The sequence below is a fragment of the Bacillus sp. VA13 genome, from assembly GCF_055710085.1.
In genome coordinates this window covers 130,747-152,934 of record NZ_JBVQPP010000001.1, presented here as the reverse complement: position 1 = coordinate 152,934, position 22,188 = coordinate 130,747, and the positions used below count along the sequence as shown (strand labels likewise).

The 22,188-nt window shown below is 43.7% G+C and carries 22 protein-coding genes and 1 pseudogene; 1 reads left to right on the top strand and 22 read right to left on the bottom strand.

Going from position 1 to position 22,188, the window contains the following annotated elements:
- Positions 1-14 precede the first annotated feature (14 nt).
- From topA to AC0C66_RS00700, 16 genes are all read right to left on the bottom strand, one after another.
- Entirely contained in the window at positions 15-2,090 is a 2,076-nt protein-coding gene (gene topA / locus AC0C66_RS00775) for a type I DNA topoisomerase (protein ID WP_472973466.1), read from the bottom strand.
- A 186-nt stretch (positions 2,091-2,276) separates the two neighbouring features.
- Positions 2,277-3,170, bottom strand: coding sequence for a DNA-processing protein DprA (gene dprA / locus AC0C66_RS00770; RefSeq protein ID WP_061187457.1), 894 nt, complete (start codon positions 3,168-3,170; stop codon positions 2,277-2,279).
- A 60-nt stretch (positions 3,171-3,230) separates the two neighbouring features.
- On the bottom strand, positions 3,231-4,133 hold the full coding sequence (gene sucD / locus AC0C66_RS00765) for a succinate--CoA ligase subunit alpha (protein WP_003238566.1): 903 nt from the start codon (positions 4,131-4,133) through the stop codon (positions 3,231-3,233).
- 28 nt (positions 4,134-4,161) lie between these two features.
- Positions 4,162-5,319: an ADP-forming succinate--CoA ligase subunit beta gene (sucC, locus tag AC0C66_RS00760; RefSeq protein WP_472973465.1), complete on the bottom strand. Its 1,158-nt coding sequence runs from the start codon at positions 5,317-5,319 to the stop codon at positions 4,162-4,164.
- A 173-nt stretch (positions 5,320-5,492) separates the two neighbouring features.
- A complete protein-coding gene (locus AC0C66_RS00755; RefSeq protein ID WP_014113777.1) occupies positions 5,493-5,774 on the bottom strand; it encodes a FlhB-like flagellar biosynthesis protein in 282 nt (93 codons plus the stop codon).
- The gene (locus tag AC0C66_RS00750; RefSeq protein ID WP_088679086.1) at positions 5,771-7,498 is read right to left on the bottom strand and encodes a hypothetical protein; all 1,728 of its coding nucleotides are present in this window, start codon (positions 7,496-7,498) and stop codon (positions 5,771-5,773) included. Before AC0C66_RS00750 ends, AC0C66_RS00755 begins: the two co-directional genes overlap by 4 nt.
- A gap of 30 nt (positions 7,499-7,528) precedes the next feature.
- Positions 7,529-8,296 carry a ribonuclease HII gene (rnhB, locus tag AC0C66_RS00745; protein ID WP_088679404.1) on the bottom strand — a complete coding sequence of 256 codons (768 nt, stop codon included), beginning with the start codon at positions 8,294-8,296 and terminating at the stop codon, positions 7,529-7,531.
- Between the two features lie 70 nt (positions 8,297-8,366).
- The gene (gene ylqF, locus AC0C66_RS00740; RefSeq protein ID WP_072566265.1) at positions 8,367-9,215 is read right to left on the bottom strand and encodes a ribosome biogenesis GTPase YlqF; all 849 of its coding nucleotides are present in this window, start codon (positions 9,213-9,215) and stop codon (positions 8,367-8,369) included.
- Positions 9,216-9,359: 144 nt separating this feature from the next.
- On the bottom strand, positions 9,360-9,707 hold the full coding sequence (gene rplS, locus AC0C66_RS00735) for a 50S ribosomal protein L19 (RefSeq protein WP_003220825.1): 348 nt from the start codon (positions 9,705-9,707) through the stop codon (positions 9,360-9,362).
- A gap of 139 nt (positions 9,708-9,846) precedes the next feature.
- Positions 9,847-10,578, bottom strand: a complete 732-nt coding sequence (trmD, locus tag AC0C66_RS00730; protein ID WP_014113774.1) for a tRNA (guanosine(37)-N1)-methyltransferase TrmD — start codon at positions 10,576-10,578, stop codon at positions 9,847-9,849.
- Positions 10,575-11,099: a ribosome maturation factor RimM gene (rimM, locus tag AC0C66_RS00725; RefSeq protein WP_061187452.1), complete on the bottom strand. Its 525-nt coding sequence runs from the start codon at positions 11,097-11,099 to the stop codon at positions 10,575-10,577. Before rimM ends, trmD begins: the two co-directional genes overlap by 4 nt.
- 4 nt (positions 11,100-11,103) lie before the next feature.
- Positions 11,104-11,490, bottom strand: coding sequence for a YlqD family protein (locus AC0C66_RS00720; protein WP_072183007.1), 387 nt, complete (start codon positions 11,488-11,490; stop codon positions 11,104-11,106).
- A 121-nt stretch (positions 11,491-11,611) separates the two neighbouring features.
- Positions 11,612-11,857 (bottom strand): KH domain-containing protein, encoded by a 246-nt coding sequence (locus tag AC0C66_RS00715; RefSeq protein WP_003220817.1) that lies wholly within the window; start codon positions 11,855-11,857, stop codon positions 11,612-11,614.
- Positions 11,857-12,129 carry a 30S ribosomal protein S16 gene (rpsP, locus tag AC0C66_RS00710; RefSeq protein WP_003220815.1) on the bottom strand — a complete coding sequence of 91 codons (273 nt, stop codon included), beginning with the start codon at positions 12,127-12,129 and terminating at the stop codon, positions 11,857-11,859. Before rpsP ends, AC0C66_RS00715 begins: the two co-directional genes overlap by 1 nt.
- A 105-nt stretch (positions 12,130-12,234) precedes the next feature.
- Complete coding sequence (gene ffh / locus AC0C66_RS00705; protein ID WP_014113771.1) at positions 12,235-13,575, bottom strand: signal recognition particle protein; 1,341 nt, start codon at positions 13,573-13,575, stop codon at positions 12,235-12,237.
- A gap of 13 nt (positions 13,576-13,588) precedes the next feature.
- A complete protein-coding gene (locus AC0C66_RS00700; protein ID WP_003238590.1) occupies positions 13,589-13,921 on the bottom strand; it encodes a putative DNA-binding protein in 333 nt (110 codons plus the stop codon).
- A 179-nt stretch (positions 13,922-14,100) separates the two neighbouring features.
- Here AC0C66_RS00700 and AC0C66_RS00695 point away from each other — a divergent pair.
- Positions 14,101-14,585 (top strand): annotated as a pseudogene (locus AC0C66_RS00695) (Ig-like domain-containing protein).
- Between the two features lie 37 nt (positions 14,586-14,622).
- Here AC0C66_RS00695 and ftsY read toward each other — a convergent pair.
- The 6 genes from ftsY to fabD all read right to left on the bottom strand — a co-directional run bounded on the left by ftsY (position 14,623) and on the right by fabD (position 22,187).
- On the bottom strand, positions 14,623-15,612 hold the full coding sequence (gene ftsY / locus AC0C66_RS00690) for a signal recognition particle-docking protein FtsY (RefSeq protein WP_014113769.1): 990 nt from the start codon (positions 15,610-15,612) through the stop codon (positions 14,623-14,625).
- A 19-nt stretch (positions 15,613-15,631) separates the two neighbouring features.
- A complete protein-coding gene (smc, locus tag AC0C66_RS00685; protein ID WP_072183009.1) occupies positions 15,632-19,192 on the bottom strand; it encodes a chromosome segregation protein SMC in 3,561 nt (1,186 codons plus the stop codon).
- Between the two features lie 101 nt (positions 19,193-19,293).
- Positions 19,294-20,043 (bottom strand): ribonuclease III, encoded by a 750-nt coding sequence (gene rncS, locus AC0C66_RS00680; RefSeq protein WP_014113767.1) that lies wholly within the window; start codon positions 20,041-20,043, stop codon positions 19,294-19,296.
- 139 nt (positions 20,044-20,182) lie between these two features.
- Positions 20,183-20,416 carry an acyl carrier protein gene (gene acpP / locus AC0C66_RS00675; protein ID WP_003154310.1) on the bottom strand — a complete coding sequence of 78 codons (234 nt, stop codon included), beginning with the start codon at positions 20,414-20,416 and terminating at the stop codon, positions 20,183-20,185.
- An 84-nt stretch (positions 20,417-20,500) separates the two neighbouring features.
- Complete coding sequence (gene fabG, locus AC0C66_RS00670; protein ID WP_014113766.1) at positions 20,501-21,241, bottom strand: 3-oxoacyl-[acyl-carrier-protein] reductase; 741 nt, start codon at positions 21,239-21,241, stop codon at positions 20,501-20,503.
- Positions 21,234-22,187, bottom strand: a complete 954-nt coding sequence (gene fabD / locus AC0C66_RS00665; RefSeq protein ID WP_088679085.1) for an ACP S-malonyltransferase — start codon at positions 22,185-22,187, stop codon at positions 21,234-21,236. The genes fabG and fabD overlap by 8 nt, the downstream gene beginning before the upstream one ends.
- Position 22,188 lies beyond the last annotated feature (1 nt).

Below are 22,188 nucleotides of genomic sequence, written 5' to 3'. Positions count from 1 at the left end.
GACCCTGCTCACCGCTACTTCTGTGGTTCTTCCTTATAATCGCATTCCACGCATTGGACTTGTATGCCTTTTTTGAGTTTTTTCTCGACGAGCATTTTTCCGCATTTCGGGCATTTTCGTTCAATTGGTTTGTCCCAGGAAACGAATTCACAGTCCGGATAACGGTCACAGCCGTAAAAAACCCGTTTCTTTTTCGATTTTCGTTCAACAATATTTCCTTCACCGCAGCTCGGGCACTTCACACCGATTTGTTTCACAATCGGTTTTGTGTTCCGGCAGTCCGGGAAGTTGGAGCAAGCTAAGAATTTACCGTATCGGCCCATTTTATATACCATTGGAGAACTGCACAATTCACAATCTTCTCCGGCATATTCTGGTTCAATTTCAACTTCCTTCATTTCTGATTCGGCTTTTTTCACGCGCTTTTCAAAATCGGTATAGAAGTTATCAATAATCTGTACCCATTCTATATTGCCTTCCTCAACATTATCTAGGTCTTTTTCCATTTTTGCCGTAAACTCAACGTTAATGATTTCAGGGAAAAATTCCATGATCAGCTCAAGCACGATCTGCCCTAATTCTGTGGGAACAAACCGTTTATTATCCAGTCCTACGTAGCCGCGCCGCTGAATAGTATCAAGCGTCGGAGCATATGTGGAAGGACGGCCGATACCGAGTTCTTCAAGAGTTTTCACGAGCCGTGCCTCAGTATAACGCGGAGGCGGCTGGGTAAAATGCTGCTCCGGTTCTATATCTTTTGATAATACCGTGTCGCCTTCTTGCAGGTCAGGCAGCATCCGGTCTTTTTCTTCCATTTGATCGTCTTTTCCTTCAACATACACCTTCATAAACCCGGAAAACTTGACTTTACTTCCATTTGCACGAAATGTCAAACCATTGTTTGTCAGGTCGACACTCATTGTATCGAGAACAGCAGGTGCCATTTGGCTGGCAACAAAGCGCTCCCAAATTAATTTATACAATCTCATTTGATCTCTGCCAAGTACTGCTTTTAATTCACTTGGTTTTCTGAGAACTGATGTCGGGCGAATTGCTTCGTGAGCGTCCTGAGCATTTTCATTCTTTTTCGCAGGCTTTCGTTTGCCGCCTAAGAACTCTTTGCCGTATGCCTGATCAATAAATGCAGCGGCTTCATCCACCGCCGTATTTGAAATACGGGTTGAATCCGTTCTCATATACGTGATCAGACCGACTGTTCCTTCTCTTCCAAGATCAATTCCTTCATATAATTGCTGTGCAATCATCATCGTTTTCTTCGCTCTGAAATTGAGCTTGCGAGCCGCTTCCTGTTGCAGGGTGGAAGTGGTAAAAGGCAAAGCTGGATTACGTTTGCGTTCCTTTTTCGTTACTTTTTCAACTGTATATTTATTGCCTTTGAGCTGAGAAAGAATGTCTTTTACATCGGCTTCACTTTTTAAAGGAAGTTTTTTGCCGTTTTTTCCGAAAAAGCTCGCTTCGAACGTTCCCTGTCCTTTCAAAAACGTACCGTCAATTGTCCAATATTCCTCCGGCTTAAAGTCGTTAATTTCTTTTTCGCGGTCAATAATTAAACGGAGGGCAACGGATTGAACGCGGCCTGCGCTAAGCCCTTTCTTGACTTTTTTCCATAGGATAGGACTGATTTTATATCCGACAAGCCGGTCTAAAATACGTCTCGCCTGCTGTGCATCCACTAAATCCATATTGATCATGCGAGGATGCTTAAACGATTCCTTAATGGCGTCTTTTGTAATTTCATTAAACACCACACGGCAGTCTGAATTAAGATCTAAATCAAGGCTGTGTGCCAAGTGCCATGCAATCGCTTCCCCTTCTCTGTCGGGGTCGGCTGCGAGATACACTTTTTTGGCTTTTTTCGCAGCCGTTTTCAGCTCTTTTAATACCGGCCCTTTACCTCGAATGGTAATATATTTCGGTTCAAAATTCTGTTCTATGTCAACTCCCATTTGACTTTTTGGAAGATCCCGGACATGTCCCATTGATGCTTTTACTTTATATTTTTTACCTAAGTAACGTTCAATCGTTTTCGCCTTAGCGGGCGATTCCACGATGACTAGATAATCAGACATTTTCATCCCCCTCAAGAGGTGTTCTCTCTCTTTTCAAGTATTTCAATTTTGTTTTTGCAGCTGTCTTTATTTGGCTTTCAACATTTCATTCTTTATGATGAACGTCATTATTTAAATAGAAAACAATATGCAACTTTAAATCCTCACTATTATTAAATATTACGATACCGTTTGTCAAACGATAATTCAAAAGGGTTCCGTATATTGAACGTTTCTCTCAGGAAGCTCCTCGAAAATATCCTCTGCTGACCATATAGCTTTAGCCCCCTGCTGGATCAGTTTTATAGGACCTCCGGCGTAAGGATCAAATAATGAGCCGGGTACGGCAAATACTTCTCTTCCTTGTTCCAGTGCTTGATATGCAGTAATCAGCGAACCACTTTTTTCTTTGCCCTGCACGACAATAACGCCTTCACTTAATCCGCTGATAATACGGTTTCTCATAGGGAAATGCCATTTTTGGGGTTTGGTTTCAGGTGGGTGCTCTGACAGAAGGATATGGTGTTTAGCCATATGATCTGCTAACTGAAGGTTTTCCCGGGGATATATGTGTTGAAATCCGCCTGCAATGACGCCGATTGTCCGCCCCTTCGCCTTAATACTTGCAGCATGGGACATTCCGTCTATCCCAGACGCCAGTCCGCTGACAATCACCCAATTTTTACGGCAGAGCTCTTCTGTAAGATGATTGACAATTTGTATCCCATAAGCTGTTGGATTTCTTGTCCCTACAATTCCAATTTTCCTCCCTTTAGAAAGAAGGGTCATATCACCCTTTGCAAACAGGACAGCGGGGGGATCATAAATGGTTTTCAGCCAGAAAGGATATTGCTTTGAAGAAATCGGGATGGGGTTAATTCCTTGCTCATGGTAAGCAGCAAGTACACGCTGAAGCTTTGGATATTGTTCTTCTATTTTATTTTTTAATGCAGCTGCCTTTATTTTACCTCGAGTAACAGTTTCTAACACGGGTGACGTCAGCGACATAGACGGATCAGCTTTCCACCATTTTAATAGAAGGGATGGGGATAATAATTGATTGATTCTGCAAATCATTAAACAGGCAGCGGCCTGATCCAATATATTGACCTCCTTTTGACAGAAAAAGCAGGAACAGCCTTGACGGCTGTCCCTTCTTTATTAATGCGTTTTGCAAGTTTCGAACAAGTTCTTCTCTTTCAGCACCTTAATTAAGGTTTCACCCATTACAGAAGGTGTCTCTGCAACTTCGATTCCGCATGCATTTAGCGTTTTGATTTTTTCATCAGCTGTCCCTTTTCCACCGGAAATAATGGCGCCTGCATGCCCCATGCGCTTCCCTGGAGGTGCTGTTTTCCCGCCGATAAAACCGACTACCGGTTTTGTCATGTTGGCTTTTACCCACTCTGCCGCTTCCTCTTCGGCAGTACCGCCGATTTCGCCAATCATGATGACAGCGTGTGTGTCAGGATCTTCGTTAAACGCTTTTAAAACATCAATAAAGTTTGTTCCATTTACAGGATCGCCGCCGATTCCAACAGCTGTAGATTGTCCTACACCCGCTTCTGACAGCTGGTGCACCGCTTCGTATGTTAATGTTCCTGAACGCGATACAACGCCTACATGACCCTTTTTATGGATATATCCAGGCATAATGCCGATTTTACATTCTTCAGGCGTGATGACACCAGGGCAGTTTGGCCCTATCAGTCTCGTTTTCTTGCCTTCCATGAAGCGTTTGACCTTTACCATATCCAAAACCGGAATATGCTCCGTGATACAAATCACGAGATCAAGCTCCGCATCTACCGCTTCCATAATGGCATCAGCTGCAAACGGTGCCGGCACATATATAACAGACGCGTTAGCGCCAGTCGTTTGAACTGCTTCAGCCACTGTATTAAATACAGGAACACCTTCCGCTTCAGTTCCGCCTTTTCCAGGTGTTACACCGCCTACGATATTTGTGCCGTATTCGAGCATCTGCTTCGTATGAAATAAAGCGGTAGAACCTGTAATCCCTTGCACAATAACTCTTGTATCTTTATTAATAAAAACACTCATTATCTGGTCCCCTGCCTTTCATTCTTTCCTAAACTAAGGATACGATTTTCTGCGCGCCGTCAGCCATTGATTCCGCAGATGTAATATTTAATCCTGATTCACTAAGGATTTTCTTCCCTAGATCCACGTTTGTGCCTTCAAGACGGACGACAAGCGGCAATGTCAAACCGACTTGTCTTGTCGCTTCAACAACCCCTTCTGCGATGACATCACATTTCATAATGCCGCCGAAAATGTTGACAAAAATCCCTTTAACGTTTTGATCAGAAAGAATGATTTTAAATGCTTCCGTGACTTTTTCTGCGGTTGCACCGCCGCCCACATCAAGGAAGTTGGCGGGTTCTCCTCCATAATGCTTGATAATATCCATTGTGGACATTGCAAGTCCCGCGCCGTTTACCATACAGCCGATATTTCCATCAAGAGAAATGTAGCTTAAGTCATATTTGGACGCTTCGATTTCTTTCGGATCTTCTTCATCCAAATCTCTGTATTCCATAATGTCCTTTTGTCTGTACAACGCGTTGCTGTCGAAATTCAATTTCGCATCAAGCGCCATCACATTTCCGTCGCCAGTAACAACGAGCGGGTTGATTTCGGCGATTGAGCAGTCTTTCTCAACAAATGCTTTGTATAGTCCAAGCATAAATTTAGCAGCTTTTCCCACAAGCTCCTTTGGAATATTAATAGCGAATGCGATTTCTCTAGCTTGATAGCCTTGGAGGCCGACAGCCGGATCAATGACAGCTTTCTTGATTTTTTCCGGTGTTTTCTCCGCTACTTCTTCAATTTCCGTTCCGCCTTCTTCAGAAGCCATCAGAACGATCCTAGAAGTGGCGCGGTCAAGCACAAGCCCCACGTAGTATTCTTTTTTAATATCGCAGCCTTCTTCAATAAGTAAGCGTTTTATTACTTGGCCGTCCGGACCCGTCTGATGTGTAACTAGGGTCTTCCCTAAGAGTTCTTCGGCATACGCTTTCACTTCGTCTAACGATTTTGCTATTTTTACCCCACCAGCTTTGCCTCGACCGCCAGCATGAATTTGAGCCTTTACGACATAAACCGAGCTGGATAAGTTCTTTGCTTTCTCAACTGCTTCTTCTTCTGTAAAAGCCACTTTACCTTCAGGAACAGATACCCCATATTTTCTGAGGACTTCTTTTCCCTGGTACTCATGGATATTCATTTCCCATCCTCCTAACTTATGTAACAAAACTAAAATAGACTGCGCTTTCATTCTATAATAATACTGGAAGAATTGTCTAGAGTTCGATGCAAAATCTTTAAATCCTTCTAAACATTCAAACTTTTATTTTATTAAAAACATAAATTTCAAACGGAGGATGGGGAATATTTTAGCTATTTTTTATTTTTTACACTCTCGTCCAATCTGTAAATGAACGAAAAAATCTCGGCTACTGTTTCATAAAGAGCTTCCGGGATTTGATCATCTACAGTCAAATGGCGCATTAATTCGACAAGGGTCCGATCTTCTTGAATCGGGACCCCTGCCTTTTTCGCTTCTTTGATAATGTTGTCGGCTACATGGCCCTTTCCTGTCGCAATCACTTTCGGCGCCTTGTCTTTTTGTTCGTTATAATGGAGAGCCACAGCTTTTCTGATCGGCGTCTGCTCTTTCATACTTTCACGTCCACTTCCTGATCACTGATGCTTGTTACATATTGATCGATTGCGGCCTTCTCTTCGGAGTGAATCCTTTTTTTAGCGTTTACCCCTGAAAGGCTGTATCCCATGTCCTTCAGACCCTGTTTAAGTGCGGGCACCATCGGATCGATTGCAGCCTGAAGCTCGAAATCAGTCTCAATTGTAATGGTCATGACTTTTTGCTGTATCAAACAATCAACGACAGTTTCTTTTAACGTATCCAGCTGCAGCAAAAATAAAAGGCGGCAATGAGAAGGATCAAGCTTTCCATCTGCTTCCTTCTTTCCTTTAAACAGAACAGTCATGTCGTGAACCCCTGACTTCGAAAACAGCGGAAATGACATTACAATTTGGCTGTATGACGGATGGTCCTGCTGCATGAAAAGCTGGCCGTTTAATTTATGAAAGAGCTGGTCGGCTTCCTGTTTGACAGGATCTGCTACATCATGCGACGCTCTTGCGGCATGAAGGGCCAGCTTGATGGATTGTATATCGTCAGGTGTGATTGAGCTTCCTTGTTCAAACGCTTTAATGAATGCAAGCTCGTCCCTTGCACCGATTGCCATTTTCACTTTGGATAAGAAAGAAAGAACATCTGCTTTATCGGCCAAACTAGGTGCCGTCTGCTGAACAGCTTTTAAAAAGACTTCAGCTTCCTGATCTGTTACATGTGCCGCCTGTAGAATTGCTGAAGCAACAGGTGACTTACGGTCACCCGACGAGGCAGCCGCTTTAATCCAATTTGCTGCTTCTTTTACAATGTCAAGACTGTTTTTTTCAGCAGATTCCGTCAGCTTTGTCAGCAGCTGGCTAGCTTCTTTGATTGGAATGTCTGGTGAAGTTTTAACAGGCTCTCTCTGGCTTCTCTGTTCCGCCGTGTGGTTTACAGGCGGCAAATTGGCCTCTCTAGGGGAGCCGGCTGGTGCGCTAAGCTCCTTGTTTCCAACTGTATTGCCTAAAGAAGATGCTTTGTTATTGTCCGTTAGAGAGCTGAGCTTATCAATCAGACGTTCTGCATGGACATCGATCTCACTATTAAGAAGTACCGTAACAGCTTCCTTTAGCTTTGCCATCATTTGGCTCTGCTGAGGGCTTTGATTGATTGCCTGAAGCAGCTGGGATACGTGCTGATGCAGAGGAACAGGCGATTTTACAGCATGAACACCGCTCAAAACCTCGGGGTGAATGGGAAGGTCACGCTTCAAAGCGAACAGAACCGTTTCAATCGCTTTTTTTGTGTCTTGTGCAGGCAGCGTATCCATCCAGCGGACAGCTGTTTTGATATCATTTTCTGTTACGGGTGATTTGCTCTTCAGCATTGCTTCTGTCATCATGAGAGCCGTATTTGACGGTCTCAATGATATGGCATGTAAAAGCTTGCCAGCTGCATCCTGAATGGTTTTCGGATTTTGGTCAAAGCTTTGAACGACCTGAAGACGTCCTATCTGTTCTGCCGTATTTTTTTCGTAGAAAAACCAATAATACGCCTGAGGACGAAGCTGGGTTTCAAGTTTTCCCTGAACAGTTTGATTGCCGACTTGGATCAGCGCATGCTGGTCCCCTAATAAACGAAGCACTTTTCCTAAAAGGAGACGCTTCTCCCCATTTAACGCATCGCTGACATTTGCTGTTTCCTGCGGGACTGCTGTATTTCCAAAAAGGTGCTGCAGCGCCTTTTGCACATCATTTCGTATATTCATTTAAAAAAAGGTGCCTCCTTGTCCATTGGTTTATCTGAAAGTTTGAACAGGAGCGAAAGTTTTGCGGTGCAATTCAGTTGGGCCGTATGCGGCGAGAGCTTCGAGATGCTCTTTTGTCCCATAGCCTTTATTTTTTTCAAACCCATACATCGGATATGTTTTGGCATAGGCGCTCATCATTCGGTCCCTCGTTACTTTCGCAATACACGCACCTGCCGCAATTGACACGCTTTTGGCATCACCTTTTATAATGGATGACTGAGCCGTGTCGAGCGGCAGCGTCATTGCGTCAATAAGCAAATAATCAGGTGTTTCTGACATATCGTGTATCGCTTTCATCATTGCCATCTTTGAAGCTTCATATATATTGATTTCATCAATCACAGAGGCCTCTACAATTCCTATTCCGACCGCTAATGCTTCCTTCATAATAAGCTCGTAGTATTCCTCACGCTTTTTTTCTGAAAGCTTTTTGGAGTCTGTCAGCCCAAGGATTTCACATTCCTCTGGAAGGATGACTGCGCTGGCGACAACGGGTCCTGCCAAGGGCCCCCGGCCGACCTCGTCAACACCTGCAATCAAGCGAAATCCTTTGTTTCTTGCCAGCCTTTCATAGGAAGTCATGCTCACCCATTGTTCCTTCAGCGCTTTTTCTTTCGCCTGCTTTTTAAGCCATTGCTCTACAAGCGTTTGAACGCTTTTTCTCGGGTCTTTTTCGCATTGGGCAATAAAAGGGTCTTGTTCATCTTTCACTTCCTGCAAACGGTCTTTAATGTCCTTTACGGTTAATGTATTCACTTTCTCTTCTCCCTTACTGTATGTATCGGTTCGGCCAGGAAAAAATAAAGACCCGCATTTCTGCGCGCCTTTACATAGTTGGCTGTTCAAATGACAGCCTGCCGAACTTTTCAGTGCGGATATCGCGAATAATGACTTCAGTCGTCTTATCGTAGTTAATGAGCCCTCCGCTCATGAGACAGCCGCGCTTTTCACCTATTGCATCAAACAGCTCTGCAATGTCCTCTGGGATCTCATCAAGGCCGTAACGCTCTTTCAGCCGTTCAGGATAGTGTTCTTCAAGAAAACGAAGACCAAACACAGCCACGTCCTGCAGATTGATAATCGAGTCTTTAATAGCCCCGGTGACGGCCAGCCTCAAGCCGACAAGCTCATCCTCAAATTTAGGCCATAAAATCCCCGGTGTATCTAATAGTTCTAATTCTTTCCCGACTTTGACCCACTGCTGAGATGTCGTAATACCAGGTCTGTCCCCTGTTTTTGCTATATTTTTCTTTGCCAGCCGGTTGATAAGCGTTGATTTCCCGACATTTGGAATGCCGATAATCAAAGCGCGAATTGCTCTCGGCTTCACACCTTTTGCCTTCATCCGGTCAAATTTTTCTTGAAGGATCTCTTTTGATGCCGGCACAATTTGATTTAAGCCTTGTCCGTTTACAGAATTAATGGACAAGGAGCGGATCCCCTGGTTCTCAAAGTGCTCTTTCCACTGCTGTGTAACTGCCGCATCTGCTTTGTCCGCCTTGTTTAACAGCATAATTCGCGGCTTATTTTTTAGAATATCTTCAATCATTGGGTTTCTTGACGACATTGGAATTCTGGCATCTACCAATTCATATACTATATCGATTAATTTTAATTTTTCGGTTACTTCCCTTCTTGCCTTTGCCATATGGCCCGGGAACCATTGAATTGTCATGTGACACGAACACCGCCTTTATCTCTTCAGTATGTATGATTCTTTGTTGTCCTTTATGTATTTTACGATGCCTGTCCGGCATTTTCAAATTCTGTATAAAAAAAGAGCTTGTTACAGGTAACAAGCTCTTTTCGTTCGTTATCATTATCGTCTGATCTCTTTAATACGAGCCGCTTTTCCGCGAAGTTCACGCAGGTAGTAAAGCTTAGCACGGCGTACTTTACCGTAACGTACAACTTCGATTTTCGCGATTTTTGGTGTGTGTACAGGGAAAGTACGTTCAACGCCAACACCGTAAGAAATCTTACGAACTGTGAACGTTTCGCTGATTCCACCACCACGACGCTTAATCACAACACCTTCAAAGATCTGGATACGCTCACGGTTACCCTCAACAACTTTAACGTGTACACGTAAAGTGTCACCAGGACGGAACGCAGGAAGATCAGTACGAAGCTGTTCTTTTGTGATATCTTCAATTAGTTTTTGCATCGTTTTCAACTCCTTCCAACAGATGCTCTTGGCCACAAAACCCGGCACAGCGGAACATCGTTTTCAAGCTTGCAGCGGATAAGCCCGCTTAAGCCACAAGTAGTATCTTATCACAATTTCATAGCGTATGCAATAAAATCTATTCTTTTTCCCATTCAGAAATCCATTTTCTTTGCTGCTCTGTAAGCGGGTAGTCTTTCAAAAGATCCGGACGTCTTACATAGGTCCTTCTAATCGATTCTTTATTCCGCCATTCTTTGATTTTTGCATGGTTTCCTGACAGGAGTGTTTCAGGCACTTTTAAACCTTTGTAATCTGCCGGTCTTGTATAATGCGGGTGTTCTAAAAGGCCGGTGCTGAATGAATCCTCAATATGGGAAGCTTCTTTGCCCAGCACACCCGGAAGCAGTCTGACCACACTGTCTGCAATCATCATTGCAGGAAGCTCACCGCCCGTCAGAACAAAATCGCCAATGGATATTTCATCTGTCACCAGATGCTCACGAATGCGTTCATCATAACCTTCATAGTGGCCGCAAATAAACAGCAAATGCTCTTCCTTCGCTAATTGTTCTGCTTTTTTTTGGGTAAAACGCTCACCTTGCGGACAGACGAGGATAATACGCGGAGCAGCAGCTGCCTTTGATGTCAGGTCCTCGACCGCGTCAAAAACAGGCTGAGGCTTGAGAACCATGCCTGCGCCGCCGCCATAAGGATAATCATCAACAGTATTGTGCTTGTTATCAGAATACTCCCGGAAATTTACGACCTGAAACTGTACCGCATCTTTGTCCTGGGCTTTTTGAAGAATCGATGAACCGAGCACACCTTCGAACATTTCGGGAAACAGCGTCAAAAAGTCGATTTTCATTCGTCTATTAATCCTTCCATGAGTTCAATCTCAATTTTCTTTTCGCTGACATCGATATGTTTGACCACTGATTCAATGTAAGGAATCAGCGCGTCTTTTTTCCCTTTTCGCCCGATAACCCAAACGTCATTAGCTCCAGGCGTCAAAATTTCCTTAATCTTTCCAATGAGTTCGCCGTCTTCGGTAAATACTTCGCACCCAATGATTTCGTGGAAATAAAATTCTCCCTCATTCAGCTCTCCTAAATCTTCTTCAGGCACTTTAATGATTGCGTTTTTCAGTTCCTCTACTTCATTCAGGCCTTGTCTTTCTTTAAACTGCAGCAGATGAAATTGCTTATGCAGTCTGTGCGTGTTTACTGTTACTTCCACTGGTTCGTTACGTCCGTCCATAAACAAATACAGCGTGTTGCCCGGCTTATACCGTTCTTCGGCAAAATCTGTTTTCGAAATCACCCGCACTTCGCCTTTAATTCCGTGGGTATTTACGATTTTACCTACATTAAACCATCGCTTTGTCATATGATCACCTCTGGCGAATTTCAATTACTTTTCCGTCTTTTATGACGATGGTGTTTGCTGCTGTTTTCTCATGCCAGTCATCCCCGGCTTCAATCGTCAGCAGCGCATCGACTTCCTTTTCTTTCATCTCACTGCCAAGCGGCAATGTATGTACTTGAGCAATTTGAAAATCGATTATTTTTATGTTATCTTTTCGCTTTTCTATTGCCTTTTTAAATTGTTCAATCATATCTGGTTTTTGCTGTTCTTTCTCATGTTTTCTAAGCTGAAAATAGAGCTGGCTGCATTCTCGTTCAAGCATTTGTTTCTTTTCGGCAAAAGAAGCTAAAAGCTTTTCTTTGCTGCGCTCGGTTAAGACTTGCATAACGGCTACACGGTGAATAATTTGCATCGCACCAAGCTCCCCGCTTTTAAAACTTTTTTGGCTCAGGGCTTTTCTATTTTGCCTAAGCTTCTATCAGTTTACCCTTTTTTTGCGTGTAAAAAAAGGGGAGGTGCCGGCCCTCTCCCTTTTAGTCAAATATCTCAAATTGAACTTTCTTAGAAGACTGTGCGCCAGCTGCAAATACAGCTGTTCGAATCGCTTTTGCAGTCCGGCCTTGCTTTCCGATAACTTTACCGGTATCTGACTTATGGACAGATAAGCGCAGCGCAATCTTTTGATCGGTTTCTTCTCTTATGACGCGAATGTCATCTGGATGATCAACAAGCGGCGTCACAATTCGGACAATCAAATCTTCCAAGTGTTGATCAGTCATTACTTGCCTTGTTTAGCGTTGTGGAATTTTTCCATGATTCCTTGGCTAGAGAACAAGTTGCGAACTGTATCAGATGGTTTCGCTCCAGTTTGAAGCCATTTAAGAGCAAGCTCTTCGTCGATTTTTACTTCCGCTGGTTTTGCAACCGGGTTGTAAGTTCCGACTGTTTCGATGAAACGGCCGTCACGTGGTGAACGAGAATCTGCTACAACAATACGATAGAAAGGAGATTTTTTTGCTCCCATACGTTTTAAACGAATTTTTACTGCCATTTTACTAGCACCTCCGAAAATATTTCAACAAGATAGTATATTAACAATGATAAAAGTGTTTGTAAAGTGTTTTTTCTTAACAACGGTTTTATCATGTATAACCGATTACATAAAAGGTAGCTTAAACCCTTTTTTCTTACCTTTTGACATGTTTGTCATCTGCTTCATCATTTTTTTCATTTCGTCAAACTGCTTAAGCAGACGGTTGACTTCCTGCACGGATGTCCCGCTTCCTTTCGCAATCCGCTTCCGCCGGCTGGCATTGATGATATCCGGCTGTTCTTTTTCAAGAACAGTCATTGATTTGATGATTGCTTCCACATGATTCAGCTGCTTTTCATCAACTTGGATGTTTTTCAGGCCTTTCATTTTACCTGCACCCGGCATCATTTGCAGAAGCTCATCAAGCGGTCCCATGTTTCTGACCTGCCCGAGCTGCTCCAGAAAATCGTCCAATGTGAAGCTCATTGTTCTCATTTTTTGTTCCAGCTCTTTGGCTTTGTCTTCATCAACGCTGGCCTGTGCTTTTTCAATCAATGTCAGCACGTCGCCCATGCCGAGAATCCTTGATGCCATGCGTTCAGGATGGAACGGTTCTAATGCGTCAAGCTTTTCGCCTAAACCAGCGAACTTAATCGGCGTGTTTGTGACTGCGCGAATAGAAAGCGCTGCACCGCCGCGTGTGTCTCCATCAAGCTTAGTTAACACAACACCGGTTAAACCGAGCTGTTCATTAAAGCTTTTGGCAACATTTACAGCGTCCTGACCGGTCATTGAATCGACGACCAGGAAGATTTCTTCCGGATTCGCGATTTCTTTCACATTGGTCAGTTCATCCATCAGTTCATGGTCAATATGCAAGCGGCCTGCCGTATCCAAAATGACATAGTCATAATGTTCTTCCTTGGCTTTTTCAATAGCCTGTTTAGCTATTTCTACAGGGCTGACCTGATCACCAAGAGAGAAAACAGGCATGTCAAGCTGTTTGCCGAGCGTTTCCAGCTGTTTAATTGCGGCTGGGCGGTAAATATCGGCAGCAACCAGCATCGGTTTGCGATTATGCTTTTTGCGCAGCAGATTCGCAAGCTTACCGCTTGTTGTCGTTTTACCGGCACCTTGGAGACCGACCATCATAATAACAGTCGGCGGCCTTTTTGCGACGGCGATTTTGCTCTCTTCGCCGCCCATCAGCTCAGTCAGTTCCTCTTTAACAACTTTAATGACCTGCTGGCCGGGCGTCAGACTTTTCATGACGTCTTGGCCTACAGCGCGTTCACTTACTTTTTTGACAAAATCCTTGACTACTTTAAAGTTAACGTCAGCCTCAAGCAGCGCAAGACGAACCTCACGCATCATATCTTTTACATCTTGTTCGCTGACTTTCCCTTTTCCGCGGATTTTAGAAATCGTCTGCTGCAGTCGGTCGGCTAATCCTTCAAATGCCATAGTTTGCCGCCTCCTAATCTAATTTCTCAAGCGCTTCAATCAGAGCTGTAATTTCTTCCTCTTCTTTTGAACCGGAAGCAAGCTCCTTCAGCTTATTAAACATCTCTTTACGCTCCTGAAACTTTTTCAAAAGGAGCAGCTTTTCTTCATATTGTTCAAGCATCGCTTCTGTTCGTTTGATGTTATCATAAACAGCTTGTCTTGAAACCTCATATTCTTCGGCTATTTCGCCTAGGGAGAAATCGTCCAAATAATAAAGCGACATATAGCTCTTCTGTTTTGAAGTCAACAACGACTGATAAAAATCAAACAGATAGTTCATTCTCGTTGTCTTTTCGAGTGACATTTGAGCTCTCCCCTTTGTTAAGTCAAATCCCTTTACGATAACTTAGTTTACACGGTTTTATTGAGACTGTCAAGTTTTTATCTTGTCAAAGCAGTGATTACCTTTTTCCAAAATAAGCTAAATATAATCCAACTTATTCCGATATTGTATATGATCCCCATTTTAAAGGAGGATTTTTTATGAAAAAAATCAGTTTTTTGTTTATGTTGTGCTTGGCAGCCGTGTTTACAATCCTTGTCCCGGTACATCAAGCAGACGCTGCTGAGGCGCCTTATAAGGCTTCGATCACAAATATCAGCACAGATGGAGGGGTTTACGGTAAAATCAATTACGGCCAAGGTCAATTTTGGCGAGTCAAGTACAATATTACAATAAGCGGCAAATTACTCGACCAAAACGGGCAGCCGGTGCCGAACGCTCCAGTACGATTTGAGCAGATACGAAAGTCGGAAATACAATACAAACAGCATCAGGAACAACCGATGGAAACGGAGCGTTTGAAGTTCCAATGTATTTGGGGCCAGCTGCTGGGTACTACACATATTACACATCTGTTTCCGTCCATTACTATGACATCATCCCATTCAGAGTTTATTCAGGAGATTCAAGACTGGTATCCACTGATAATAGCCTTTATCATTTCGCCTATCAAGTGAGAAGATAAAAAAAGAAAAAGGCCCCAAAATGTGAGGGCCTTTTTCTTAATCGTCGGCTTTTTCCACTAAATCTGAAAAGAGTCCGTACACATACGATTCAGGATCAAATTCCTGGAGATCATCAACTTTTTCACCTAACCCGACTAGTTTAACCGGGATTTGAAGCTCGTTGCGGATCGCGAGGACGATACCGCCTTTAGCCGTACCGTCAAGCTTTGTTAATGCAATGCCGGTAACATTTGTTGCTTTAGAGAACTCTTTTGCCTGAGCCATTGCATTTTGGCCAGTTGTGGCATCAAGGGCAAGCAGCACCTCATGCGGCGCTTCAGGCACTTCTCTTTCGATGACGCGCTTCACTTTTTCAAGCTCTTTCATCAGGTTTACTTTGTTTTGGAGACGCCCTGCCGTATCACAGATTAATACATCGGCATTTCTTGCTTTCGCAGCATGTACAGCATCGTAGATGACAGCCGCAGGATCGCTTCCGGCCGTCTGCTTAATGACTGGCACTCCCGTACGCTCTCCCCATACTTCCAGCTGTTCAATGGCTCCTGCTCTAAATGTGTCTCCGGCAGCAAGTACAACAGATTTTCCTTCTTGCTTCAGTTTATGGGCAAGCTTTCCGATTGTTGTCGTTTTGCCGACTCCATTTACACCTACCAGAAGGATTACATTTAAACGCCCATCCTCTATGTTCAACTCAGAAATTTGCTCATCTCCGCTGTTATAAATCTCGACCAGTTTCTCAGAAATAACAGATTGGACTTCCATCGGATCTTGAATATTTCTGCGTTTCACTTCTTTTTTTAGCTCATCTATTAATTCCATAACGGTTGTAAAACCGACATCCGCGCTGATGAGAACCTCTTCTAGCTCTTCGAAGAAATCCTCATCCACTTTACGGTAACGGGATACAAGATCATTCACTTTGTTTTGAAAGGAGTTTCTTGTTTTTTCAAGGCCATCCTTAAACTTTTCAGATACGGAATCTGTCTGTTTGGTGATTTTCTCTTTTAATTTTTTAAAAAAGCTCATCTTTTAACCTCTTTCCTCGTTACTGAACGAATTCTTTTGTTTCTTCCAGCTTAACTGAGATTACCTTGGAAACACCGGATTCCTGCATTGTTACGCCGTATAGCACATCCGCTTCCTCCATCGTTCCTTTTCTGTGGGTAATCACGATAAACTGGGTATCTCTGCTGTATTTTTTTAAATACTGCGCAAATCGGAACACATTCGCTTCGTCAAGCGCAGCCTCTACTTCGTCAAGGACGCAAAACGGCACAGGACGAACCTTTAAGATTGAGAATAAGAGCGCTATTGCAGTAAGCGCACGCTCTCCGCCTGACAGAAGGTTTAAGTTTTGCAGTTTTTTCCCCGGCGGCTGCGCGATAATCTCGACTCCTGAGTGAAGCAGATCGTTAGGATCAGTGAGCCTAAGTTCAGCGCGCCCTCCTCCGAATAAGGAGCGGAAGACTTGATCAAAGTGTGAGCGGATTTGGACGAATGTGTCGTTAAAGCGTTTCGTCATTTCTTCATCCATTTCTTCAATCACTTGGAACAGGGTATTTTTCGCTTCTGTCAAATCTTCTTTTTGTTCTGACAGAAACTTATACCGTTCGTTGACTCTCTCAAACTCGTCTATGCTTCCGAGGTTTACGGTACCCAGCTCTTCGATTGCGAGTTTAATCAGCTTCACGCGCTTTCTTGCTTCCTCTGGATCAGTTTCAAGCTGATATTTCTCTTTTGCCCCCTCAAAGGACAGGCTGTATTCCTCCCGTAAGTACTGGAGTAAATTATCAAGCTCAACTTCCATTCGGCCGAGTTTGACTTCTTCGTCTTTTAAGAGCGTTGTTTTTTGTTTGTACAGGCGTTTCATTTCTTTCAGCTCACGCTCATATGTATCAAGCCCATGCTGAAGCTTGATACGCTGATCGCGTCTTAACGCAATGAGTTCGATCGTTTTCGTTTTGTCATTCAATTTATGTTTTGCGGCCTCTTCAAGCTTTTCTTCACCGCTGGTGCTTGATGACATCTCTGACGTTAAGAAGCTTAAGTCCTCTTTCGCTTCTTTTAACGCAAACTCTGTTTCTGTGAGCTCTTTCTTTAATCTGGCAAGGTTGTCCTCTTCACCCTTACATGCCTGCTCTTTTTTGGCAGCTGTGATTTTCAGCTCAGTCAGCTCGTTGGAGAGAGACTCTTTTGTTGAGGATTGTGTTTGTTTTTGTTTCGTTAGTCTGTCAATATCCTCTTCAAGCTGTTTCATCTTTTCTGACACGGCAGAAAGCTCTTCTTCCAGCTTGCGTTTGCGCGTTTTCTTCTCTTCATCACTTTCTGACAGAGCAGATTTTTCTTGATCATAGAGCTCTAAATGGGTGTTGATATTTTTCTCAGCAACTTGAAGCTCGTACAGCTGCCCTTTTACATCCTGCTGCTTTAATCTTAAGCCTTCCCCGGTCTCTCTTAAGTCAGCCAGTTTTTTCTCCATATCCTGAATGGATTGCTTAAGGGTTTTGACTTCTTGTTCAAGCAGTGCTGTTTTCTCTTCCATTTCAGCGAGCCGTTTGCTCACATCTTCAAGCTCCCTGCTTCTTCCTAGCAGCGAGTTATTTTTCTTTTTAACCGCGCCGCCCGTCATTGATCCACCCGGATTCACGACATCTCCCTCAAGGGTTACGATACGGTACCGGTGCCCGAGAAGCTTCGCTAGTTCGTTTGCTCCCTTTAAATCCTCTGCGATCAGAACGGTTCCAAGAAGGTTCTGGATGATACGCCGATACGCAGAATCAAATGTGACAAGTTCACTGGCGACTCCGAGAAATGACGAATGCTGGGCTGCTGTTTCCGCATCCCGGCTTTGAAGCTGGCGGTCTCTAATAACAGAAAGAGGCAGAAACGTCGCCCGGCCAAAGGAATTCTGTTTTAAATATTGAATCGCTTTGCGGGCAGCCTGTTCATCGTCGGTCACGACATGCTGGGCAGAAGCGCCGAGCGCAATTTCAATGGCCGTTTCATACTTCTGTTCTGTTGAGATCAGCTCAAGGACCGCTCCGCGAATTCCGCCAAGGCGCTCTTTCGCTTTCAGCACTTCTTTAACACCTTGATAAAAGCCGGAGAAATCACCCTGCATCGTCTCAAGCATGTCCTTTTTCGATCTCGCTTGCTGAACGTATTGGTACGCCTGATACAGAGCAGATTCATTTTTTTCGTATTGGCGCTTTTTCTGCTCATATTTTGCCTGCATATCACGATATTCACCGACTTGGCTGTGAATCTCCTGCTCTAGTCGGGCAAACTCCGTTTCACATGCGGCTTTTCGCGCAGAAATATCGCGCCGTTCCTGAAGATGCTTTTCATTGTTGTCCGCAAGCCTTTGCAATACAACAGCCGATTGGGACATCTGGTCATCCAGAAGCTGGAGCTCATTGCGAATCGAAGCCTGGCTGTTCAACAGTTCAAAGTAATCGCTTTTCAGCTGTTCGATTTTCTCTTCGACATTTTCATTGTGAAGACTGAGAGCCTGCTGCTTTTCTTTTACCTGAGCCCTTAACTGTTTCACCTCTGCCTGAAGTGTTTCGAAGACAGCTTCCTGCTTCGCAAGCTCTTCTTTCAGCACCGTTTCTTTTTGCTGAAACTGTACAATAGCTTCTTCAAGCTGTTCTTGGTTTTGCACAGCGTTTTTCTTGCGTTCTTTCAGGACTTCTTTACGGCCTTCAAGCTTTTCCAGCTCTTCACTCGTCACCAATAAGACCTGCTGGAGCTCATTTACTGATTCATCAAGCGCTTGAATTTTGTCGCGCGTATCCTCAATCTTTGCTTCTTTGGCAGAAATCGCAGATGATTCAGCGAGCTCTTCTTCCTTCGCGAGCTGCACTTTCTCTTTAAGAGTTGACCATTTGCCATGCAGCTCTTCGATATCATAAGCAGTCAGCGCGATTTCAACATGCTCCAGCTCTTTCTTTTTTTCCAAGTAGTCTTTCGCTATTGATGCTTGAATTTTAAGAGGTTCAACCTGTCCTTCAAGTTCATGTAATATATCTTCTACCCGGTTTAAATTGTCCTGTGTCTCAAACAGTTTATTTTCTGCTTTTTTCTTTCTTGTTTTATATTTAAGCACCCCGGCCGCTTCTTCAAAGATACTGCGGCGATCCTCCGCTTTGCTGCTCAGGATCTCTTCCACTTTCCCTTGGCTGATAATAGAAAATGCTTCTTTACCCAGACCAGAGTCCATAAATAAATCAATAATATCTTTTAAGCGGCACGGCTGATTGTTAATCAGAAACTCACTCTCGCCTGATCTGTATACACGTCTTGTGACACTGACCTCATGGAAGTCAATCGGCAAGAAATGATCATCATTATCAAGAGTAAGCGTAACTTCAGCTAGATTTAATCGCTTTCTCGAATCACTGCCGGCAAAAATGATGTCTTCCATTTTTCCGCCGCGAAGAGACCGTGCCGATTGTTCACCGAGAACCCAGCGAATGGCATCTGTGATGTTGCTTTTTCCGCTTCCATTTGGGCCGACAACCGCTGTCACGCCTTTTACAAAATCTACGGAAATCCGTTCTGCAAATGATTTAAATCCTATAACGTCTAAACGTTTGAGGAACATAGCGATCCTCCTTATGTAATAAGTATTTCAATTCTATCATAAAACATGGATAAAATAAGACGGCATACATACTGAAATCCCCCTTATGATTCAGGGGGATTTTATTGTCTCGTATGGTGTTTTTGCAATTTAGCTAAAGCTTCCTGAGCAGCGTGCTGTTCGGCTTCTTTCTTTGAACGGCCGTTTCCGACTCCGAGTGGTTCACCTTTTAGAGATACGATGGCTTCAAATTCACGGTTGTGCGCAGGTCCTTTCTCGTTGGAGATTTTATACTCCAAAGAGCCTTTGCCGTCCCGCTGCACATATTCCTGCAGCTGGCTTTTGAAATCCATCACATGAGAAAAAGCACCATCGTTAATTTTAGGGAACACATAGACTTTTAAGAAACTTTCGACCGGCTCTAATCCCTGGTCAAGATACAAGGCTCCGATAAATGCCTCAAAAACATCCGCCAATAGTGCGGGACGCTTTCTTCCGCCAGTCATCTCCTCACCTTTCCCCAACAGGACAAGGTCGCCGAATGACAATTCGTGAGCCAATGAAACGAGAGACGGTTCGCATACAATCGCAGCTCTCAGCTTCGTCAAATCTCCTTCACTCATAGCCGGGTACTTGGCAAATAAGAATCTGGAGATCGTCAGTTCCAAAACAGCGTCACCTAAAAATTCAAGCCTTTCATTATCCTCATACGGCTTTTTCCGATGCTCATTCACATAAGATGAATGTGTAAATGCTTGATACAAAAGCTTTTCATTTTGAAAGTGAACCGAAATCCGTTCTTGAAACTCTTTAAACTGTTCTACTTTTTTATAGAACTTTTTTTTATCTTTATAATGTGAGTGTTTTGACATAGTAACCTCCATAGGCACATCAGGTTCACCGCGCTTCTCTGACTAAACCGGATACAGCGCGCGTAAAAGCGGCATGCTGTAATAACTGCACGAATAAAGGGCTAAAGCCCCGCGTTTCGGCGGGACTTTTAGCATCAGCTTATTGCTGGTTTTGTATGTAGTTCACAGCGTCGCCGACTGTTGCAATCTTTTCAGCATCTTCGTCAGAAATCTCCATATCAAACTCGTCTTCAAGTTCCATAACAAGCTCAACTACATCTAGGGAATCAGCACCTAAGTCTTCCTTGAAAGAAGCTTCAAGTTTGACGTCTGCTTCATCAACGCCAAGGCGATCTACGATGATTTTCGTTACACGCTCTAATGTGTCTGCCATAGCAATTCACCTCCCCTCAAGTATTATAGTGGATTCGTTTTTAAAAAACTAGAGAAACTATGATGAAATTTTTGAGAAAAAAACTTACATCACCATTCCGCCGTCAATATGAAGCGTTTGGCCAGTCATGTAACGAGCTCCCTCTGAAGCAAGGAACGTGACAACGCTGCTGACGTCACCAGGTTCGCCAAAGCGTGCGAGCGGAATTTGTTTCAGCATTTCGTCTTGAACGTCTTTTGCAAGCTTATCTGTCATATCAGTTGAGATAAATCCAGGCGCAATCGCATTTACCGTAATATTGCGGCTTGCGAGCTCTTTAGCAGAAGATTTTGTTAAACCGATCACGCCGGCTTTTGCAGCCACGTAGTTGGCTTGTCCAGGATTTCCGCTGACGCCGACGATAGACGATACGTTAATAATCCGGCCTGAACGCTGTTTCATCATTTGTCTTGTAACAGCTTTCGTGCAGTTGAAAACACCCTTCAGGTTAATGTTAATGACATCATCCCATTCATCTTCTTTCATTCTCATGATAAGATTGTCTCTTGTGATTCCCGCATTATTAACTAGAATATCAATCGTAGAAAAAACAGAAAGCGTTTCTTTTATCATGTTTTGTACATCTTCGGGATTTGATACATCCGCTTTGACAGCAATTGCTTTTCTGCCCATTGATTTGATTTCATCTACCACTTCATTTGCTTTCGCTTCATTGCCGGAGTAGTTGACGACAACGTTCGCGCCGCTTTTTGCCAGGTCAAGGGCGATTGAGCGGCCGATTCCGCGGGATGCGCCAGTGACAATAGCTGTTTTGTCATTAAGCATTTTCATTCTCCTCCTTAAGCGTTTGAATTGCCAGCTCGATCGTTTCCGGATCTGATACAGCAATTGTTTTTAAGCGTCTGTTTACTTTTTTCACAAGGCCTGAAAGCACTTTTCCGGGACCGATTTCAACAAAAGTCGTCACACCCTCTGCAATCAGCTTGTTAATGCTTTCCTCAAAACGAACCGGAGAGTAAAGCTGCTCAATGAGTTTCTCTTTGATTTCTGCTTTTTCAGTCATGACATCAGCAGAAACATTTGAGATGACCGGAACGCCAGCGTCTTTTATATCACAGAATTCCAATACTTCTTTCAGCTTTTCAGCAGCAGGCTTCATCAGTTCGGAATGGAACGGACCGCTTACTTCAAGCGGAATGGCGCGTTTTGCACCGTTCTCTTTTGCCTGTTCAGATGCAAGCTCTACACCTTTAGCTGTTCCGGAAATAACGATTTGTCCAGGACAGTTGAGATTTGCAAGCTGTACAAGGTGGCCTTCCTCCGTGACTTTACCGGTTACTTGCTTTAATGCTTCGGCATCCATGCCAAGAATCGCAGCCATAGCTCCTTCGCCAGCCGGCACTGCTTCATTCATAAACTCTCCGCGTTTTCTGACGGTATAAACAGCATCTTTGAAAGATAGTGCGCCAGATGCAACCAGTGCGGAATATTCACCAAGGCTGTGTCCTGCTGTGAAATCAGGTGTAATGCCTGATTCTTTAAATTTCTCAAGAACAGCAATGCTTGTCGTCAGTAAAGCAGGCTGCGCATTGTATGTAAGTGTTAACTCTTTAGCATCACCTTCAAAAATCAGTGAGCTGAGTTTTGTTTCCAATGTTTCATCCGCTTCATCGAACAGACGCTTTGCAGCAGGCACCTGCTCATAAAGCTCTTTTCCCATGCCGATAAATTGTGATCCTTGACCCGGGAATAAAAATGCAATCTTACTCATG

What these genes read in the sequence shown, in the direction of transcription:
- topA (WP_472973466.1), bottom strand. Translation starts at nt 2,090, where the DNA reads ATGTCTGATTATCTAGTCATCGTGGAATCGCCCGCTAAGGCGAAAACG.
- sucD (WP_003238566.1), bottom strand. Translation starts at nt 4,133, where the DNA reads ATGAGTGTTTTTATTAATAAAGATACAAGAGTTATTGTGCAAGGGATT.
- sucC (WP_472973465.1), bottom strand. Translation starts at nt 5,319, where the DNA reads ATGAATATCCATGAGTACCAGGGAAAAGAAGTCCTCAGAAAATATGGG.
- AC0C66_RS00755 (WP_014113777.1), bottom strand. Translation starts at nt 5,774, where the DNA reads ATGAAAGAGCAGACGCCGATCAGAAAAGCTGTGGCTCTCCATTATAAC.
- AC0C66_RS00750 (WP_088679086.1), bottom strand. Translation starts at nt 7,498, where the DNA reads ATGAATATACGAAATGATGTGCAAAAGGCGCTGCAGCACCTTTTTGGA.
- ylqF (WP_072566265.1), bottom strand. Translation starts at nt 9,215, where the DNA reads ATGACAATTCAATGGTTCCCGGGCCATATGGCAAAGGCAAGAAGGGAA.
- rplS (WP_003220825.1), bottom strand. Translation starts at nt 9,707, where the DNA reads ATGCAAAAACTAATTGAAGATATCACAAAAGAACAGCTTCGTACTGAT.
- trmD (WP_014113774.1), bottom strand. Translation starts at nt 10,578, where the DNA reads ATGAAAATCGACTTTTTGACGCTGTTTCCCGAAATGTTCGAAGGTGTG.
- rimM (WP_061187452.1), bottom strand. Translation starts at nt 11,099, where the DNA reads ATGACAAAGCGATGGTTTAATGTAGGTAAAATCGTAAATACCCACGGA.
- AC0C66_RS00720 (WP_072183007.1), bottom strand. Translation starts at nt 11,490, where the DNA reads ATGCAAATTATTCACCGTGTAGCCGTTATGCAAGTCTTAACCGAGCGC.
- AC0C66_RS00715 (WP_003220817.1), bottom strand. Translation starts at nt 11,857, where the DNA reads ATGACTGATCAACACTTGGAAGATTTGATTGTCCGAATTGTGACGCCG.
- rpsP (WP_003220815.1), bottom strand. Translation starts at nt 12,129, where the DNA reads ATGGCAGTAAAAATTCGTTTAAAACGTATGGGAGCAAAAAAATCTCCT.
- ffh (WP_014113771.1), bottom strand. Translation starts at nt 13,575, where the DNA reads ATGGCATTTGAAGGATTAGCCGACCGACTGCAGCAGACGATTTCTAAA.
- AC0C66_RS00700 (WP_003238590.1), bottom strand. Translation starts at nt 13,921, where the DNA reads ATGTCACTCGAAAAGACAACGAGAATGAACTATCTGTTTGATTTTTAT.
- ftsY (WP_014113769.1), bottom strand. Translation starts at nt 15,612, where the DNA reads ATGAGCTTTTTTAAAAAATTAAAAGAGAAAATCACCAAACAGACAGAT.
- smc (WP_072183009.1), bottom strand. Translation starts at nt 19,192, where the DNA reads ATGTTCCTCAAACGTTTAGACGTTATAGGATTTAAATCATTTGCAGAA.
- rncS (WP_014113767.1), bottom strand. Translation starts at nt 20,043, where the DNA reads ATGTCAAAACACTCACATTATAAAGATAAAAAAAAGTTCTATAAAAAA.
- acpP (WP_003154310.1), bottom strand. Translation starts at nt 20,416, where the DNA reads ATGGCAGACACATTAGAGCGTGTAACGAAAATCATCGTAGATCGCCTT.
- fabG (WP_014113766.1), bottom strand. Translation starts at nt 21,241, where the DNA reads ATGCTTAATGACAAAACAGCTATTGTCACTGGCGCATCCCGCGGAATC.
- fabD (WP_088679085.1), bottom strand. Translation starts at nt 22,187, where the DNA reads ATGAGTAAGATTGCATTTTTATTCCCGGGTCAAGGATCACAATTTATC.